General features: G+C 30.8%; 13 protein-coding genes and 1 other annotated feature. Of the genes, 12 read left to right on the top strand and 1 reads right to left on the bottom strand.

The window, feature by feature from the left end; genetic code table 11:
- Positions 1 to 7 precede the first annotated feature (7 nt).
- Positions 8 to 412, top strand: coding sequence for a hypothetical protein (locus HKO22_RS08015; protein ID WP_169969882.1), 405 nt, complete (start codon positions 8 to 10; stop codon positions 410 to 412).
- A gap of 46 nt (positions 413 to 458) precedes the next feature.
- Positions 459 to 676 (top strand) — a binding site (T-box leader).
- 63 nt (positions 677 to 739) lie between these two features.
- Positions 740 to 1852, top strand: coding sequence for a 5-methyltetrahydropteroyltriglutamate--homocysteine S-methyltransferase (locus HKO22_RS08010; protein WP_169969880.1), 1113 nt, complete (start codon positions 740 to 742; stop codon positions 1850 to 1852).
- Positions 1853 to 2062: 210 nt separating this feature from the next.
- Here the strand turns inward: HKO22_RS08010 and HKO22_RS08005 are convergent, their stop codons facing one another.
- Positions 2063 to 2986, bottom strand: a complete 924-nt coding sequence (locus HKO22_RS08005) for a LysR family transcriptional regulator (protein WP_169969878.1) — start codon at positions 2984 to 2986, stop codon at positions 2063 to 2065.
- A gap of 192 nt (positions 2987 to 3178) precedes the next feature.
- Between HKO22_RS08005 and HKO22_RS08000 the strand changes: the two genes are divergently transcribed.
- The 10 genes from HKO22_RS08000 to HKO22_RS07955 all read left to right on the top strand — a co-directional run bounded on the left by HKO22_RS08000 (position 3179) and on the right by HKO22_RS07955 (position 18935).
- Positions 3179 to 3976, top strand: coding sequence for an HpcH/HpaI aldolase family protein (locus HKO22_RS08000; RefSeq protein WP_169969876.1), 798 nt, complete (start codon positions 3179 to 3181; stop codon positions 3974 to 3976).
- A gap of 34 nt (positions 3977 to 4010) precedes the next feature.
- Entirely contained in the window at positions 4011 to 5135 is a 1125-nt protein-coding gene (locus HKO22_RS07995; protein WP_169969874.1) for a hypothetical protein, read from the top strand.
- A gap of 474 nt (positions 5136 to 5609) precedes the next feature.
- On the top strand, positions 5610 to 7046 hold the full coding sequence (locus HKO22_RS07990) for an APC family permease (protein ID WP_169969872.1): 1437 nt from the start codon (positions 5610 to 5612) through the stop codon (positions 7044 to 7046).
- Between the two features lie 18 nt (positions 7047 to 7064).
- The gene (locus tag HKO22_RS07985) at positions 7065 to 8387 is read left to right on the top strand and encodes a M18 family aminopeptidase (RefSeq protein ID WP_169969870.1); all 1323 of its coding nucleotides are present in this window, start codon (positions 7065 to 7067) and stop codon (positions 8385 to 8387) included.
- 198 nt (positions 8388 to 8585) lie between these two features.
- On the top strand, positions 8586 to 11231 hold the full coding sequence (locus HKO22_RS07980) for an S-layer homology domain-containing protein (protein WP_169969868.1): 2646 nt from the start codon (positions 8586 to 8588) through the stop codon (positions 11229 to 11231).
- Positions 11232 to 11529: 298 nt separating this feature from the next.
- The gene (locus HKO22_RS07975; RefSeq protein ID WP_169969848.1) at positions 11530 to 13284 is read left to right on the top strand and encodes a urocanate hydratase; all 1755 of its coding nucleotides are present in this window, start codon (positions 11530 to 11532) and stop codon (positions 13282 to 13284) included.
- Positions 13285 to 13539: 255 nt separating this feature from the next.
- The gene (locus HKO22_RS07970) at positions 13540 to 14829 is read left to right on the top strand and encodes a YjiH family protein (protein ID WP_169969845.1); all 1290 of its coding nucleotides are present in this window, start codon (positions 13540 to 13542) and stop codon (positions 14827 to 14829) included.
- Between the two features lie 170 nt (positions 14830 to 14999).
- A complete protein-coding gene (locus HKO22_RS07965) occupies positions 15000 to 16301 on the top strand; it encodes a Na+/H+ antiporter family protein (protein WP_169969843.1) in 1302 nt (433 codons plus the stop codon).
- 9 nt (positions 16302 to 16310) lie between these two features.
- Positions 16311 to 17528 carry an imidazolonepropionase gene (gene hutI / locus HKO22_RS07960; RefSeq protein ID WP_169969841.1) on the top strand — a complete coding sequence of 406 codons (1218 nt, stop codon included), beginning with the start codon at positions 16311 to 16313 and terminating at the stop codon, positions 17526 to 17528.
- A 24-nt stretch (positions 17529 to 17552) separates the two neighbouring features.
- Positions 17553 to 18935 (top strand): YfcC family protein, encoded by a 1383-nt coding sequence (locus HKO22_RS07955; RefSeq protein WP_169969839.1) that lies wholly within the window; start codon positions 17553 to 17555, stop codon positions 18933 to 18935.
- Positions 18936 to 18940 lie beyond the last annotated feature (5 nt).

The raw sequence follows: 18940 nt of genomic DNA, 5'->3' as shown, positions 1-18940 counted from the left end.
GTAAAATATGCTAGATTCTAAAGAAGTAAGGGAAGCAAAGGATGCCCTTTTAGATTTAAGAAATGAAATTGATGAAGTTATAAAAAACACAGAGAGTGCACGCAATTGGAGCATAGCTGACATTTTTGCAGGCTCTAGCATAGTGGGATTTGTAAAAAGATCGAAAATAAAGGACATCAATAAAGATTTAGAAGTTATTCGAGAAAAATTAGCAATTGCCAAAAAAGAACTTGGCGATTTGAAGTTAAATTTAGACGAGGAAATAAGCAACACAAATTACGATTTTTTTGTAGATGTAATTTTTGACAACATATTCACAGACCTTCGAGTGGATAGAGAAATAAAAGATGTAAGAGAAAATTTATACAATCTTCGCAAAAGAGTTGAAGAAATTTTAAAAAAATTAAATTAAATCTTGACAGAAAAAATTAAAGATGTTAACATAGTTAAAAATAAAATTAAACCATTTGAAGAGAAGAGTAATCTTACTTGGAATTTTACAGAGAACCCCGTTTGGTGAAAGGGGCAAAGGAAAAGAAAGATGAACATGGCCTCTGATGGGATTAGTCGATATTAGACTTTTACGGGAGCTCCCGTTACAGAGATAGAGTATGTTGGTACTTGAGAGTGGCATTTATGCAAAATAGGTGGTAACGCGGAAAATTTCGTCCTTATTGTTTTTAAAACAGTAAGGACTTTTTTTATACATTCTCAAGATGAATTGAAAAGGAGAAAGAAAATGACAAAAATTTTAGCACCAAGTAAGTATGACGTAGTAGGATCTTTTTTAAGACCTGTGGAACTTAAAATTGCGAGAGAGAAATTTAAAAAGGGAGAAATAGACTCCAAAGAACTTAAAGAAGTTGAAGACAGAGAAATTGAAAAATTAGTTAAAAAAGAAAAAGAAGCAGGATTAAAAATCATATCTGATGGAGAATTTAGAAGAAGCTGGTGGCACTACGACTTTTTTTGGGGACTAGAAGGAATTGAAAAATATATTTTAAAAGAAGATGAACTAATTCACTTCCATGGTGAAACATTAAGACCTGAAGGAGTAAAAATTGTAGGGAAAATTGGCGGAAAAAATCACCCCTTTTTAGAGCACTATAAATTCATAAAAAAGTTTGAAGATGAAAATACTGTAGCAAAACAAACAATTCCATCACCAGCACAACTTTTAAGAACTGTCTATAAGCAAATAGGCAGCGGAGAAGTTTACCAAGATGAAAATAAGTTTATAGAAGATGTGGCAGGAGCTTATGGAGAATTTTTTCACGAAATTTATGAATTGGGCTGCAGAAATTTACAAATTGACGATTGTACATGGGGAGCATTAGTAGACGAAGATGCCACGAAAATTTATGAATCTGACGGCAAGAATATTGAAGACTTAAAGAAAATTTATCTAGAAATAAATAATAGAGCAATAGAAAAGGCACCAGATGGATTAAATATCACAACACATATTTGCAAGGGAAATTACAAATCATCCTATCACTTTAAAGGAGCCTATGATGCAGTAGCTGATTATGTATTTGCAAAAGAAAAGGTATCGGCTTTCTACCTTGAATACGATGACGAAAGAAGTGGCGATTTCAAAGCACTTTCTAAAATTCCAGAGGGCAAGAAGGTAGTCCTTGGCATAATAACAAGCAAAAGGCCAGAACTTGAAGATAAGGAAAAACTAAAGGAAAGAATAAAAGAAGCCTCACAATATATCTCTCTAGAAAATATATGCATCTCACCACAATGTGGATTTTCATCAACAGAAGAAGGAAATACATTGACAGAAGAAGATCAATGGAAAAAAATTGCATTACTAAAAGAGGTCGCAGAAGAAGTTTTAGAATAAATAAAAAATAAAAACAATCCTCATATTATTTCAAAGACCAAAATTTTGAATATATTTTGGTATTAAATAATTGAGGATTATTTTTGTTTGATTTATGAATGTGTGAATATATTACTTAATAGATATTTGAAATATAAATTTATAAAATTAAGATAGTTCAAAAACTTAAAAAAAGAATAGTCAATTGTTTTGAATATTAAAACAACAAAATTAGACAATTTTATTAGATAGAGCCATTACCATTGAATAATAAAATTTATTAATTAATTCTGCATTAAAGTCCTTATGGTATATAAACCCAATTGACATTAAATCTTGATAATTTTTGACTTTAAAAAAGACTATATCTTTTTTTATAGGTACATAAAATAGAGAGGATTCAGTAATAAAAGTTGCTGAACTTTGATCAAGCATAGAAACTGATGATAATATATTAGGAACATATTTTATCGACTTAGGTGTAAAATTATTTTGAATTAATATATCCTTTGATATTTTACCAATATTTTCTAAAGGATCTACTAAATAAAAAGTTTTATTTCTGAAGTCTTCGAAATCTATAGGTATTGGATTTTTAATTGAATTATTCTTTAAATTATATTTGAAATTTATAGCATTATTTGATTTACAAATTATATAAATATTATCTTTATTTACAAATTTATAAAGTAAATTCTTATGTTTTGGTTTAGAATTAGTTATAAAAATATCTATTAAATTATTTAATATTAGATATTCATTATTTTTCTCATTATAGTCAGTTATATTTAGTGTAATATTAGGATTATTGTCTATAAAGATAGGGATGAAATTAGGGTAAATATAAGAACTCAAGAAAGGTAAGCTTGATATTCTAATTTCTTCTTTTTTATCATCGATAGCTCTTATTTCATTATGCATTTTGGAGTCTAAATCTATAAACATTTCTAAATATTTAGAATATATTTCGCCCTCCTTGGTTAGCTTAAATGGAGAAGAACTTCTATCAAAAATTTGAAAACCTAATTCAGACTCAATCATTTTTAAGTATCTGCTCAAAGATGGTTGAGATGTAAAAAGAACTTCACTAGCTTTTGAAATATTTTTATATTTTATCAAAACACTAAGGTACTTTATTTGTTTTTTATCTAGCATTTTAAAACCTCTAAACTTTATCACACAAACGTTATATCTTAATAAAAATTCAGTCATAGCGATAATTAAATATTTATGTTATCTTAAACATAAGAAAAGGATTGAATTAATCACATTATAACATGAGTTTATGTATCGATACAATAATGCCTAATAATTATGTGAAGTATTGTCATTAAAGGAGGAAATAAAATGACTTTTTATCCAGTTGAAAATAAGATTTTAAAAAACTTAAAAAAAGGGGAAATTTCTATAGGATTAGAGCTATATACAGGGAGTGAAGCTTTAGTTGAAATTCTGGGTTATACTGGTTTTGATTTTTATATGTTAGATATGGAACATGCTCCAGTTTCTATAGAAAACATGAGACATCTTATAAGGGCAGCAGATGCGGCTAACATAAGTACAATTGTTAGAGTTGCAGAAAACGATTATTCTTTAATTGCAAGAGGAGTTGAGGAAGGAGCTCAAGGTATAATTGTACCTCATATAAGTAGTGCTCAAGACGCAAGAAAAGCGATTGATTCAATGAGATATCCACCTGAAGGTAAAAAAGGAAGTTGCTCCTCTATTAGAGCTTCAAGTTATTCAACTTCTGATTGGGATGATTATCTTGATTATCACAGTAATAACGTAATGTTTATACCTCTAATTGAGGATATTGATGGTGTTAATAATGCGGAATATATCTTTAGAGAATTAAAACCAGGTCTAGACGCTGTATTATTTGGAAGAGGCGATTTAGCACAACAACTAGTAAAAAAGGGAGAAAAAGTTAATTGGGATCATCCCTTTGTTTTGGAAGCTTATGATAAGATTTTGGAATTATCTAAAAAATATGATATTCCAACTGTTGCTGTTTCATGGCCAAAAGTTTCAATAAAGACAGCGAGAGAAGTATTAGATAGCGGATCAAAAATATTATTATACTCAATAGATGAAATTATGTTTTACGATCAATGTAAAAAAATTATCAAAGAGTTGAAATAATGCAATAATATTTGGATTTTAACGAGGTGATAATGTGAATGAAGAATTAAGATTTAGAGATAAGTTTGGAATAGCATCAACACATTTTGGAGGTTTATTAGGAGCAGGGACTGCTTCTGGAGTTTCAATAGCGGGATTCTTTATTACTAAAGGAGGATGGATGTCTATATTCTTTCCTTGGGTAACAATTATATTGATGTTTGTTATATATTATTTTGGTCTTCAAGTAGCGAGGATGAAAAACTTTGAAAAGTATAATGAAGTTTTATCCTTTGCTTATGGAGATTTCAAAAAGTATTTTACGCTTTTAGGTGAATTAGCGGTAATTTATAATTTGATGTTTTCTTTAGCACTTGCGTTTAGTGGCGGGGGCGTTTTATTAAACCAATTTATAGGAACACCTGTGTTGTTTGGAGTAATAATAATTTCTGTGGTATGTATATTTATTTCATTTTATGGATTAGATTTTTTAAATAAGATTCAAAGTATTATGACATTTGGAATGTTAGCAATATTATTTTTAACTTACATACCAGCTTTAATAAAAGGATTTCCAAATCTAATAGAAATAGTTAAGAGTGGTTGGATGCCGAAAGGTGCCAATTTTGGCAGAGGTTTTTATTGGGCTTTTGCGGATACTGCATCATTTGCATCTTTTCTGGCAATTTATATGCTTAATGTGAAGAAATTTAATAATGATAAAGATCTAAAAAGTACATTAACCTTAGGTGCTTTGATGTGTTCGACAGCATTATGGCTTCCAGCTTTAGTTTTGTTATCATACACAGAAGCAGTATCTCAGGAAATTCCAACTTTATACATTATGCAGAATGTAATTAGTTTTAAGGGTACTACTGTTGCATACGCTTTATTGTTGATGTTAGCTTTTATATCAACTGGAGCATCATGTTTAACTGCTGTATCAGATAGATTTTCAGTGTTTGTACCAAAATCAATAAATAATAATAATTTGAAAATTTTAACTGTATGTATTTTTGTTAGCGTAATTTCAATATTTATAGCTCAATCTGGAATAAGAAATGTATTTAATTTATTTACTCCTATTGGAAATATATTATCATTGACTTTACTTGCAATTCCATTATTATTTATCCTACCTTTTAAATATTTTAGATGTAAAAAGCAAAAAACACTTTAATTTGTTAAAATGCTTTGAACTGGCCTACAAAAGTTAGACCTAAGACTAACTTTTGCAGGTCAGTTTTTTAATGACAAAGTTATAGAAAAATTATTTTATTCTATTACTTATAATATATTTAGTATATAAAAAAAGTTCTTTGTTTTAATTATTATCATACAATATAGTAAAAAAACTATATTAATTTAAAAACATTTATAAACTATGAAATATTTAAAAATAAAATTGTATTTTTTAAATTAAAAATGTTAAAAACCAATTTTAAAACAAAAGGATTAACTCAATACTATAAATCAAAAGAATTATGTATTTAATGGGAGCCTAAACTTTATATGAGAATTGATTTAAACAGATATAAAAAATTTATTTGAATGTAAAAATGTTTTTAATATTCTTCAAATAGACTAGACTACATATTTCTTTTTTGATATTATTAATTTGATAGCATAATTATAATATGAGAGGAGATAAAAAATGCAAGATTCACAAAAGAAAATAAAGTGGTATATGCTGTCATTTATGGCATTCTCTACTTTATGGGGCTTTGGAAATGTTGTAAATGGATTCGTGTTCTTTAACGGAATTCAAGTAATATTTTCATGGATTCTAATGTTCGCACTTTACTTTATACCCAATGCTTTAATGGTAGGAGAACTTGGTTCGGCCTTCAAGGACGAGGGTGGCGGAGTTACTTCATGGATTAGAGCAACTTCAAGCGATAAATTAGCTTATTACGCTGGATGGACTTATTGGGCATGTCATATCACATACATTGCTTCTAAGGGTTCTGGTGGACTAAAGGCAATGAGTTGGATGTTTTTCCAAAATGCAGAAGTTTATGACTCATTACCTACTGTGTATGTTCAACTTGCAACTTTAGCGGTGTTTTTAATATTTTGTTGGGTAGCTAGTAGGGGACTTAATCCACTTAAAAACTTGGCAACTATTGCTGGTTCTAGTATGTTTGTAATGGGAATTCTTTACATATTGATGATGTTCGCTGCACCAAAAATAAATCCTAATGGTGGTTACCAAGCTATGGACTGGTCACTTGACAATTTAATTCCAACATTTGATATGAAGTATTTTACAAGTTTATCAATACTTGTATTTGCCGTTGGTGGAATTGAAAAAATGAGTCCTTATGTAAATCATATGGATGGAAATTCTTCAACTGAGTTTCCTAAATCAATGATTTTTGCAGCGGTAATGGTAGTTATTTCGGCTATATTTGGTACTATTGCAATGGGCATGATGTTTGACCCTGCTATAATTAATTCGGACCCAGCAACTTTTGACTCTTATGCAGCAAATGGTGCTTATTGGGCTTTCCAAAAATTAGGAGAATATTATGGTGTTGGCAATGCAATTATGATTATTTACGCATTATGTAACATGATCGGTCAATTCTCTACGCTTGTTGTAAGTATTGATGCACCATTAAGAATGTTACTTGACGACGACAGGACAAATAAATATATACCGAGAAAGCTTCTCAAGAAAAATAAATATGGAGCTTATATCAATGGAATTAAACTTATTATAGTTCTTGCAGGTTCTATTATTCTTGCACAAATTCTTGTGCCTGGTGCGGCAACTGTATTAAGACAACTTACAAAACTTAATTCAATTACAATGCCACTTCGTTACCTATGGGTATTTTTAGCATATATTTACTTGAGAAAGAATAGAAAAGATGTAAAAAGAGATTTCTTCTTTACTCGAAATCAGGGAATTGCACTATTTTTTGGATTCTGGTGCTTTATAGTAACATTAGCTTGTTGTATACTAGGTATGATTTCAGATGATCCAATGCAAATGGCACTTAATGTAATTACACCTCTTGTACTTGTTGCACTTGGAGTAATTTTACCAAAGCTTAGAGCAAAGGAAGATAGAAAACTTAACTAAATTCTTAAAGGAGGAAGCATGAATTATTTAGAAACTTCAAAGGAATTGTTAGAATTTATTAGAAAAAGTGCAAGTATGTTCCACACAATTGACACTGTGAAATCTTATCTTGACGCAGAAAACTTTATTGAAATAAGAGAAGGTGAAAGTTGGAATATTGAAAAGGGCAAAAATTATTACACAACTAGAAATGATTCTAGTGTAATTGCTTTTAAAGTAGGTAAGGATCTTTCGGACTATCACTACCAACTAGTAGCTTCCCACTCTGATTCTCCAACATTTAAAATTAAGAGTATTCCAGAACTTGAAGGACCTGGAGATTATATAAAGTTAAATGTTGAAGTATATGGAGGACCAATTGACTCCGTTTGGTTTGACAAACCTCTTACAATAGCAGGAAGAGTGCTAGTTGAAGAAAAAGATGAGATTGTATCTAAACTTTTATATATAGACAAAGATATTTTAATTATTCCAAATGTAGCAATCCATATGAATAGAGATGTAAATAAGGGCTATAATTATAATAGACAAGTGGATTTGCTTCCATTATTTACTACAGGAGCAATGAAAAAAGGTGATTATGATAAAATGATCGCTGATGAACTTGGAATAAAGGTTGATCAAATTATTTCTAAAGATTTATTCTTAGTAAATAGACAGGAAGGAAAAATTTGGGGATACAAGGATGAATTCATATCTTCACCTAAACTTGACGACTTAGAATGTGCTTTTACTTCACTTAAAGCCTTTATTCAAGGGTCAAATGATAAGGCAGTAAATGTCTACTGTTGCTTTGACAACGAAGAAGTTGGTTCAAATACAAAACAAGGTGCAATGAGTACATTACTTCACGATACATTAAAAAGACTTAATGCATCTCTTGGCTTTGAGGAAGAAGAATACCACAAGGCTGTGGCAAAATCCTTCTTAATAAGTGCAGACAATGCCCACGCAGTTCATCCAAATCATAAAGAATTAACTGATGATGAAAATAAAACTTTCATGAACAAGGGAATTGTTATAAAAGAAGCGGCAAATCAAAAATATACATCAGATGCTTTTTCACAAGCAGTATTTAAAAAGATTTGTGCTTTAGCAGATGTACCAGTTCAACACTTTGCAAATAGAAGTAATATGCAAGGAGGTTCAACTCTTGGAAACCTATCTAACACACAAGTTTCACTTCACGCAGTTGACATTGGACTTCCACAACTTGCAATGCACTCAAATTATGAAACAGCTGGCGTAAAGGATCCAGTTTATATGATTAAAGCACTTACAAAATATTATGACTTAAATATTAAAATTAATGGAGCATCAAAAATTTCTATTGAAGAATAATTTTTGCTTACTAATTAAAAAATTATTTTAATAAAAATTAAATAGTACTTTTAAAGAGCAGACATGTAAAGTTTGCTCTTTTTTCTTGCAAAAAATAATGAAACAAATTTTGATTTACCTATTTTTTACCTTTTCTTATCTTAGATTAGACAAAATTAATCTATATTAGCAGTGAAAAATAATCATGGAGGTATAAAAGTGAAAAATAATTTAAAAGTAAAAGCATGCTCATTATTTTTATTTGTGGCAATGTGGATTTTTTTAATGCCAAATTCTATTTTTGCAGAGAAAAATGTTATAGCAGAGTGGAATTTTAATAGGGATAATTCGACAGGATCTATATCTGAGGGTGATCTTATAATTAAAGATGCAAGTGGAAATAATAATGACTTAATAATGCAAACTTATACAGGTGGACATTTAACTAATGACAAGAATGCAGAAAAATGGGAAGATTATCTTAAATTTTCAGATGAATCCACTAATGGAAAGGGTTCAATTGAATTTTCTGGTGTAGCAAAGGATAAGGGGGCAGATTTTATTACAGTTAAGGAAGCACCAATAAATAGCGAAACTTTTAGAGATGGTTACACAATTGAAATTTTATATTATTTGCCAAAGGACTGGACTAATAATGACAAATGGATGGGCATTCTTGCAAGACAAGTAGCAGATACTAAAAATGTAAAGACAATGGATGAACCACAGCTTGGTTCAACTTCTATTGCAGTTTCAAATTGTAAAGAAGTTCAATATTTAACAGCAAATGCTGATGACTCACATATGATGGATTCTTCCGTTTGGTCAATTGCCATGGATAAGGGTGGTCAATGGTATCATGTTGCAATAACTTGCGACAACGAAGGAAATATTAAGTCTTATTTAAATGGAGCTGAATCCTTTAGAAATTATGATTCAACAGATAAGGGTGCTATGAAGGGAATTTTTGCAGATTCAAACGATGGAAGATTTAGAGTGGGTTCATCTTGGTGGAAAGAAGGATTTCAAACTCTAGACAAATTTTTAAACGGGAATATTCAGACTATTAAAATTTCTAGGGGAGCATTAGATAAAAGCAAATGGATAATACCTAATCCTGAAAAACTTGCTGGTGATTTTGGTTCAAACAAAGAGTTTTCCTTAGAAAACAAAAATAATTACAACTTTGTATTTTTACCTGACACACAAAACACAATTAAATTTAAAAAAGATGTAATGAATAAAGCTATTGAAGGACTAATAAAGGATGCTGATAAGGGAAATATTAAGGCTGTTTCACATCTTGGAGATATAGTTGAAGATTATGATTCTAAAGAACAATTTGAAGATTCTAAAAATATTTTTTACAAACTTGCTGATTCAAAAATCAAAACGATGATAATTCCAGGAAATCACGATTATTTACCTGAAGTTGGATTTGGATATGATAATAAGGCCTTTTATCTAAATCCAAAAAATAGACCACGAGATTTATTTTATAAAGAATATTATGGAAAAGATTCAGAGTTTCTGGAAAAAGCAAATTATGTTGTAAACGACTCTCCCTCTGGTAGGTCCTCTTATATGAAAGTTAGAGCTGGATCCTATGAATATTTAATAATTGGACTTTCTTGGTATGACCTTGGTCGTGACAGAGAGTGGTTTGAAAATCTTTTAAAGAACAATAAAGAAAATCCAACAATAATTGTATCACATAACATAGTAGATTGTTCAGATACAGAACCATCTTCAGTAGAGTTCTCTGGAGTTGGAGAAGAAATTTGGAAGATAATTAAAAAATATGACCAAGTGTTTATGACGGTTTCTGGTCATTACCATGGCGCAGGAAATAAGATTTATATGAACGACAATAAAAAGCCAGTATTAACAGTTTTAGCTGATTATCAATTCTCTTATAATGGTGGAAATGGATTTTTTAAATATGCTGAATTTGACGAAGATGCAAATAAAATTTTTCTAAAAACTTATTCACCATATGCAGCAACTTTATCTGAAGGTGAAAAGACTTTTTTTGATGTAAATTATATGATGGGCAAGGGAAATGACGATGTAATATCTTTAAACTTTAATGAAAGATTTGATTTTGCAAAAAAATTTGAAAGAGAAAACAATGCAGATGACAAAAAAGATGATAGAATAGAAATTCCTTGGACTGAAATAAAGGACAATGCTGAAATTATTACAGATAAATCAAAGGAAAATTTGCAAGATAATTTATTTATAAGGAGCCATCATGAAAAAACTTATCCAGTAAAGGTAACTTCAATATTAACTGAAAATAATAAAGAAACAAAAAATGAAATAAAAAAAGATGATGAAGAAGATTATAAAAATCATTGGGCAGAAGAATTTATTAGTAAGGTTTTAGATAAAAATCTCATGGATTTATATAACGGAAAGTTCTATCCAAATAGAAAATCGACTAGGATGGAACTTGTAAAAGCACTTGCTAAAATGCAAAATGTAAATCCAAAAGATTATAGCGAAGAAGTATTTAAAGACATGGACAAAAATTCTGATGAAAATGGCTATGTAATTTGGGCAAATAAAAAAGGAATTATATATGGTTACGAAGACAATGAATTTAAACCAAATCGTGAAATAACGAGAGAAGAAGTTGCAGCTATATTAAATAGATATTTTGAAAAATTTGGAATTGAAAGAAAAGAATTTAAAAAAATAGAATTTAAAGATAAATCTAAAATTTCAGATTGGGCAAAGGACGAAGTTGAAAAAGCTGTGAGCAGGGGATTGTTTGAAGGAAGAGATGATGGAAACTTTGCTCCAAAGGATTATATTACTAGAGCTGAAATATCAAGGGTTATAGTAAATTTGCTTTCATAATCTGACATTTAATTTAATAATTTTCTTAAAGGTGCTGTGAAGCATCTTTTCAGACTTATGACAAGGTGATGTTGCAGAGTAGATGATTCTACTCTGCAACATCACCTTTAATTTTTATAAAAACAAACAACATTTGTAAAAACGAGCAATTAAGTAAAGTTTTTTTTATATATTTAGCGTTAATAAATAAGAAAAAATTTTTAAAAAATAATTAAAAAAATTACAAATATAAACTTTACATTAACGCAGCAACTGTATACTTACGTTGTAAGATAAATTAAAAAATAGGAGGAATAATATGAATGGTAAAAATGGATTATATTACAGAGAAAATCCTGAGATACTTTATAAAGTTATAGCTCAAGGTGGGGGACTTAAAGACAAAGACACTCTAAGATGTAAAGGTTGGAGACAAGAAACTATCTTAAGAATGTTGGAATTCAACATGGAAAATGCTGAAATTCCTGAGTTGTTAGTAATATATGGTGGAAATGGTAAAGCGGCTAGAAACTGGGAATCTTATTGGGCAATAGTTGATGCCCTCAAGAATTTAGAAGATGACGAGACATTAGTTGTGCAATCTGGTATGCCAGTTGCAATATTTAAAACTCATAAAGAAGCTCCTACAGTTGTTATGGCAACTACAAATATTATGAAAGCTACTTGGGAAAGATTTTATGATTTACAAGATAAAAACTTGACAATTTTTGCACAATACACAGCAGCTCCTTGGGAATACATAGGAACTCAAGGTGTAATTGAAGGAACATTTGAGACACTATCTGCAATAGCAATGAAAGAATTTAATGACGACTTAACAGGAAAAATTTACATGACTGCTGGAGCAGGAGGAATGGGAGCAAATCAAACTTGGGCAATGAAGATGCACGGAGGAGTTTGTTTAATAATTGACGCAAATAGAAAAACTCTCGAAAAGAGAATAGAAAAAGATTATCTAGATGTAATAGTAGACTCTCTTGAAGAAGCAATTGAAATGGCAAAAGACTATGCAGCACGTAAAGAACCAAAGTCAATAGGTTTTGTAGGAAATGCAGCAGATGTATATGAAAAAGTTCTAAATAGTAGCTTTAGACCAGATATCCTTTCTGAAATGTGTCCATGTCATGATCCAATTTCTTATATACCATCAGGTTATACACCAGAAGAAGCAGATCAACTTAGAATAAATGATAGAGAAAAATATCTACAAATGGCAAGAGAAACAATGAAACGTCAATTAGCTGCAATGGTTGCATTAAAGGAAGATGGAGTTGAAGTATTTGAATATGGTACTTCTATTAGAAAAGAATGTATGGATGCAGGATTTCCTAGAGAAGAAGCAATGAAGATAGAAGGATTTGTAGCGGCCTATATAAGACCACTTTTCTGCGAGGGTCGAGGACCTTTTAGATGGACTTGTCTATCAAGAGATCCAGAAGATTTAAAAGTCACAGATGATATCGCACTGGAAATTTGCAAAGGCGACAATCTTGTAGAAAGATGGATTAAATTAGCAAGGAAGAATTTACCTATAGAAGGAATGCCAGCAAGAGTTTGTTATATGGGATTTGGACAAAGAAAGAGGTTTGGATTAGCAATTAATAAGGCTATTAAAGAAGGAAGAATTAAAGGAACTGTAGCATTTTCAAGAGATAACCTTGACTCTGGATCAATAGTTAATCCAACATTTGAATCAGAAAACATGCCTGATGGTGGAGATTATATTTCTGACTGGCCATATCTAAATGGTTTATTAAATGCAGCGGCGGGATGCGATTTAATTGCAATACAAAGCAACTATTCCATGGGAGAGGCAGTACACACAGGAGTAACGATGATTGCTGATGGTACAGAAGAAGCAGATAGAAGACTTTCAGCAGCTCTAACAGTTGATTCTGGAATTGGAGTTGTACGTCATGCTCAAGCAGGATATGAAACAGCTAAAGATGTTGCTAATGGAAAAGGAAAATATACAGAGGATTCAATTAAAATCCCACTATGGTGGAAACCGGCTAAAGAAGTTACATTTGGACCAGAAGGAATGTATCGTTAATATTTAAATAATATATCCAAGGAAAAAATTAAATAGATTATTATTTTATAACTCTAGGGCAAGTTGCTAAGGAAACTAATTAAAAAGTTTTGTCCTAGAGTTATATATAAAATTCACTTCACCTAAATAACAGCTGTACTGAACATATATTCACAAAAATAATGAAAATGAATTCAGGTTTAAACACACTTTATAAAATCCAACAACCTTAACAAAATAGCGAATTAATATGATTAGAAAATTGGAGGTGGTTGAATGAGAAAAAACAATAATCTAATCAAATTTATAATTTATGCACTTTTCGGTTCATTCATGTTCTTTATTCCAATAACTATAGGAGATAGAAATACTATTCCTGTCGATCATATTGTTAAATGGATACTATCCATACCCTATGTTGTACCTGTTGTTGGTGGAAGCATGATTTTATTTGGCTCAGTGCTTCCATTTATAAAGGGAGATTGGAAGAATGGAATGTTCAAATTTATAATGTCTATTCTAGGAATTTGTGGAGCAATTTTTACAGTTATGGTACTTTTAAAAACAGGACCAGATTTAATAATACAAGAAAACATGGCGCCTTATGTATTTAAAGCAGTTGTAGTACCTGTAATTGTAATTGTCCCTATTGGTTCTGTTTTTCTAGCATTTTTAATAGATTATGGGTTGATGGAATTTATTGGTGTTTTTGCAAGACCATTTATGAACAAGATATTTAAAGTTCCTGGCAGGGCTGCTGTAGATGCAGTTTCATCGTTTGTTGGTTCATATTCTATAGCGTTACTTATAACAAATCAAGCTTATATAGATGGGAAATACACAAAAAGAGAAGCAGCAATAATAGCGACAGGATTTTCAACAGTTTCTGCAACCTTTATGATAATAACGGCAAATACTTTAGGGATAATGGAACATTGGCTTTTATTTTTCTTTATATGTTTAATAGTAACATTTATAGTAACGGCCTTAACAGTAAGACTTTATCCACTAAATAAATTTTCAGATTCTTACTATGAAGGTGCAGAGCCTGACGTAGAATTAGAAATCAGAGGAAATTATATTAGAAGAGCTTTTAAGGAAGGTATTGAAGTTTTTGAAAAGGCAGCCCCTATCTCCAAAAATATAATTAAAAATTTTAAAGCTGGATTAAAACTAGGGTTGGAAATAGGACCTAATATTATGAGTATAGGAGTTATTTCTCTATTAGTTGCTAACTATACTAAAGTATTTGACATTTTAGGATATATATTTTATCCACTTATAAAGATTTTACAAATACCAGAACCAATGCTTGCAGCTAAGGGAGTTGCAGTTTCATTAGCAGACATGTATGTACCAGCGATTATAAACGCAAACTCGGGCTTGGTTAACAGATTTACTATAGGGGTTTTATGTATTTCTGAAATATTGTTTTTTTCAGCTTCAATACCATGCATAATGGCAACAAAAATACCATTAAAAATAAAGGATATTTTTGTAATATGGTTATGGAGAGTAATATTAACCTTAATATTAACAGCTCCTATAGCACATTTATTGTTTTAAAATATCTCCATAATTAATTTAATTAAAGAGGTGCGTGCCACTTAACTAAGATACAAGTTTCAAGAAGGTGAATACGACCTCTATTTATATAAATATTATCTTAGGATGAGTGTGGGATAGAAAAGAAATGTAGTTTTTAACTAAAAAACTATTATACTAGGAGGAGATTTATGATTTTATTTAATCCGATAGTTATATCGGTAATAGTTTTATCGGTTTTATGTTTATTGAAACTTCCAGTTATGGCAGCACTTCTTATTTCAGCATTAACAGCGGGTTTATCTGCAGGAATGGGATTTTCAAATACTATGGAAGTTTTTGTAGCAGGTATGGGAGGAAATGCTAACACAGCTCTTTCTTACATACTTCTTGGGGCTTTGGCATTTACAATAAATAAAACAGGAGCAGCAGATATTTTAGCGAAAAAAATATCACAAGTTGTTCGAGGTAATAAATTCACGCTGGCTATAATCGTAATATTGGTTTCAATGGCATCAGGAACTATAATTCCTGTGCATATTGCATTTATTCCGATTTTAATTCCACCACTTTTAATTGTGATGAATAAAATGAAAATGGATAGGCGAATGGCAGCCATATGTTTTGGATTTGGATTAAAGGCACCTTATATAACAATACCAATTGCCTATGGAGCAATTTTTCAAGGATTGATAAAAGACTCTGTAAATCAAGCTGGGTTGAATATAATAGGTGATTTAATATGGAAAAACACTTGGATGGCAGGAGTTGCTATGTTTATTGGTTTAGTTTTTGGATTAATTTATTACTCTAGAGATAGAGAGTATGAAGAAAGAAACCTTGATGTAGTAGATAGTTCTAAGGAAGTAATCAAGGTTGAGACAAAACATTGGCTTACTCTTATAGCTGGAATTATTGCCTTGGTAATTCAATTAAAAACTGAATCACTTCCATTAGGTGCTCTAGCAGCATTGATTTTCTTAATAATTACAAGAGTCGTAAAATGGAATGATATTCAAGAAGTATTAGATGGTGGAATTAATTTGATGGGATTTATTGCTTTTGTAATGCTTATAGCAGCTGGATATGCAAATGTAATTAACACATCTGGAGCAGTCACTGAACTTGTAGATGCAGCATTTAAAATACTTGGTGGTTCAAAATTAGCAGGATCATTTACAATGACTATATTGGGACTGTTGATTACCATGGGAATAGGAACAAGCTTCGGTACAGTTCCTGTAGTGGCAGCAATATATGTTCCTTTAGCTACAAAACTTGGATTTTCACCAGCAGCAATTGTATTTATGATAGCGGTAGCAGCAGCATTAGGAGATGCGGGTTCTCCTGCATCAGATACTACATTGGGACCAACAGCAGGTTTGAATTTTGATGGACAACATGATCATATTTGGGATACATGTGTACCACAGTTTATTTGTTATGACATTCCTCTTATGATTGTGGGGATATTCTGGCCGCTATTTATATAGGAGAAGAATATGTTAATATTAAAAAATTGTAGAGAACTTTTAACTGTTAAGGAAGATGCAAAGGATTTAATAGGACTGATGGAGAATGCATCAGTCCTAATTAAAGGTGAAAGGATAGAAAAGATTGGATCCTATGAGGATTTAATAAAATTTATAGACGGTGAAGATTTTGAAGAAATTGATTGTAGTGGGAAGGTTGTAATGCCTGGCTATGTAGATTCACACACTCATCTTTTGTTTGGAAAATCTAGAGTAGATGAATATGTAGCCTCACTTACAAATTCAAGTGTAGACGTAAAAAAAATAGTTAAACTAGTTGGATTAGAAGCATCTATTTATTATACAAAAAAGGCAACGAATGAAGAACTTTTGAGTTCAAGTTTAGAAAAATTAAATAGGATGCTATTATCTGGAACAACTACTGTAGAAATAAAATCGGGATATGGTATTGATAAGGATACTGAATTGAGACAGCTCCGATTAATAAATAAATTAAAAGAAAAAACACCTCAAACAATTTTATCAACTTATTTAGGAGCACATTTCTTTGATGTAAATATGGGAAAAGAAAAATACATAGATTTTATGGTTTCTGAGGTTTTGCCTATTATATATGAAGAAAAATTAGCTAACTTTTCTGACATATGGGTTGATGATGGATACTACACAGCAGAAGATGCAGATAGGTTTTTAGGTTCTTGTTTAGACTTTGGTCTTGTTCCAACACTTCACTCTGAATGTTACTCAGCAATAGGAGGAGCAAAAGTTGCAGCTAAACTGAAGGCAGCTAATATAGGACATTTAAATTATTTGACGAGAGAAAACGCTAGCATTCTAGCAAAGAATAATGTAGTAGGAATTGTTATTCCAACTACTGATTTTAGTGTAAAGCATCCAAAACCTTTTGATCCGTCATATATGATTGAAGAAGGAATGACTTTAGCAATTGCTACAAATTTAAATCCAGGAAATTGGTTTGAATCAATGGATTTAGCTATGGCACTCGCTTGTAGAAATCATAAAATGTCGGAAAAATATGCGATTAGAGCAGCAACATTAAATGGTGCGAAAGCTTTAAGGATAGAAAAGGATTTCGGATCTATAGAAGTAGGAAAGTATGCTGATATTCAAATAAGAGATTCAGATTCTTATAAAAACGTTGTTTATAAGATTGGAGTAAATGAAGTTGTTCAAGTTATAAAAAAGGGAAAAAAACTTTTTAAGTAGGGAATACAGAAAGTGGTGGTTAATATGAAAAAGAAATTTGAGCTCCCTCATATATATGTATTATTAGGTTTAATAATAGTTATATGCGCTATTTTAACGTGGATTCTTCCAACGGGAGAATTTATAAGAGAAGCAAATGAAGCAGGTATTGAAGTGGCAGTTCCAGGGACATACCATATAGTTGAGAAATCACCTGTTGGTTTTTTCGCAACCCTTCAATCCTTTTATAAGGGAATGGTAGATGCAGGACCGGTAATTTTCTTTGTTTTTATATCATACTCAGCAATAGGGCTTATATTAGAAACGGGAGCGATTAATGGCTTAATAGCAAATATTTTAAGAAACTCTAAAGATAAAACGCAAATTATGATAGTTCCAATTTTTATTACATTGATTGGAATTATATCTTCAACTATAGGTGTTTTTGAGGAAATGATGCCATTTATACCCGTTTTTGCTGGAATATGTGTGGCAATGGGATATGATACTATAGTTGGAATGGCAATTGTAGCATTAGGAACGGCTGTGGGATACAGTGGTGCTGTTGTTAATCCTTTTACTGTTGGAATGGCTCAAAGCATTGCAGAACTTCCACAGTTATCAGGGGCTTGGTATAGAATTATTTGTCACATTGTTATGATTATTGTTACTTCATTATATGTTGTGAAATATGCGAGAAAAATTAGACTAGATCCCACTAAGAGCTTAATATATGGCGATGATAGTAAACATATTATAACAAATGAAGAAATGATGAATTATAAATTTGAAATTCGAGAAAAAATTGTCTTACTTATATTAGCTATTGGAATAGCTACAATAGTTTACGGATCATATAATTTCGGTTGGTATTTTAATGAAACGAATGCAGTGTTTTTACTAATGGGTATATTGAGTGCAATTGTAATGGGATGGAATTTCAATAAAATAGCTGAAAGCATTGCAAAGAATTTCACAGATATAGCAATGGCGTGTATGATGATAGGTATTGCTAGGGGGATTTTGATTGTTTTAAAAGATGGAAATATTATTGATACTATAGTTTATGGACTTTCTATTCCTCTATCATATCTTCCTAAGGTATTAATGGGACCAGCTATGTTGATATTCCAAACACTTTTAAATTTTTTCATTCCATCTGGGTCAGGGCAAGCGGTTACGAGTATGCCTATTATGGCTCCATTATCTGATTTACTTGGAATATCAAGACAAATTGCTGTCTTAGCTTTTCAATTTGGAGACGGATTTTCAAATATAGTGTGGCCGACAGCGTTTGCCCCGATAATATGTGGAATTGCTGGAGTTAAATTAGAAAAATGGTGGAAATTTATTGTTCCATTATTTGGACTTGTTTTTCTAACTCAATCCATACTATTAATAATTGCTATAATAATTAATTATGTTTAAGGAGG

Source organism: Peptoniphilus faecalis (assembly GCF_012976305.1).
Lineage (GTDB): Bacteria > Bacillota > Clostridia > Tissierellales > Peptoniphilaceae > Peptoniphilus_A > Peptoniphilus_A faecalis.
This window is presented reverse-complemented; position numbering and strand designations above follow the sequence as displayed.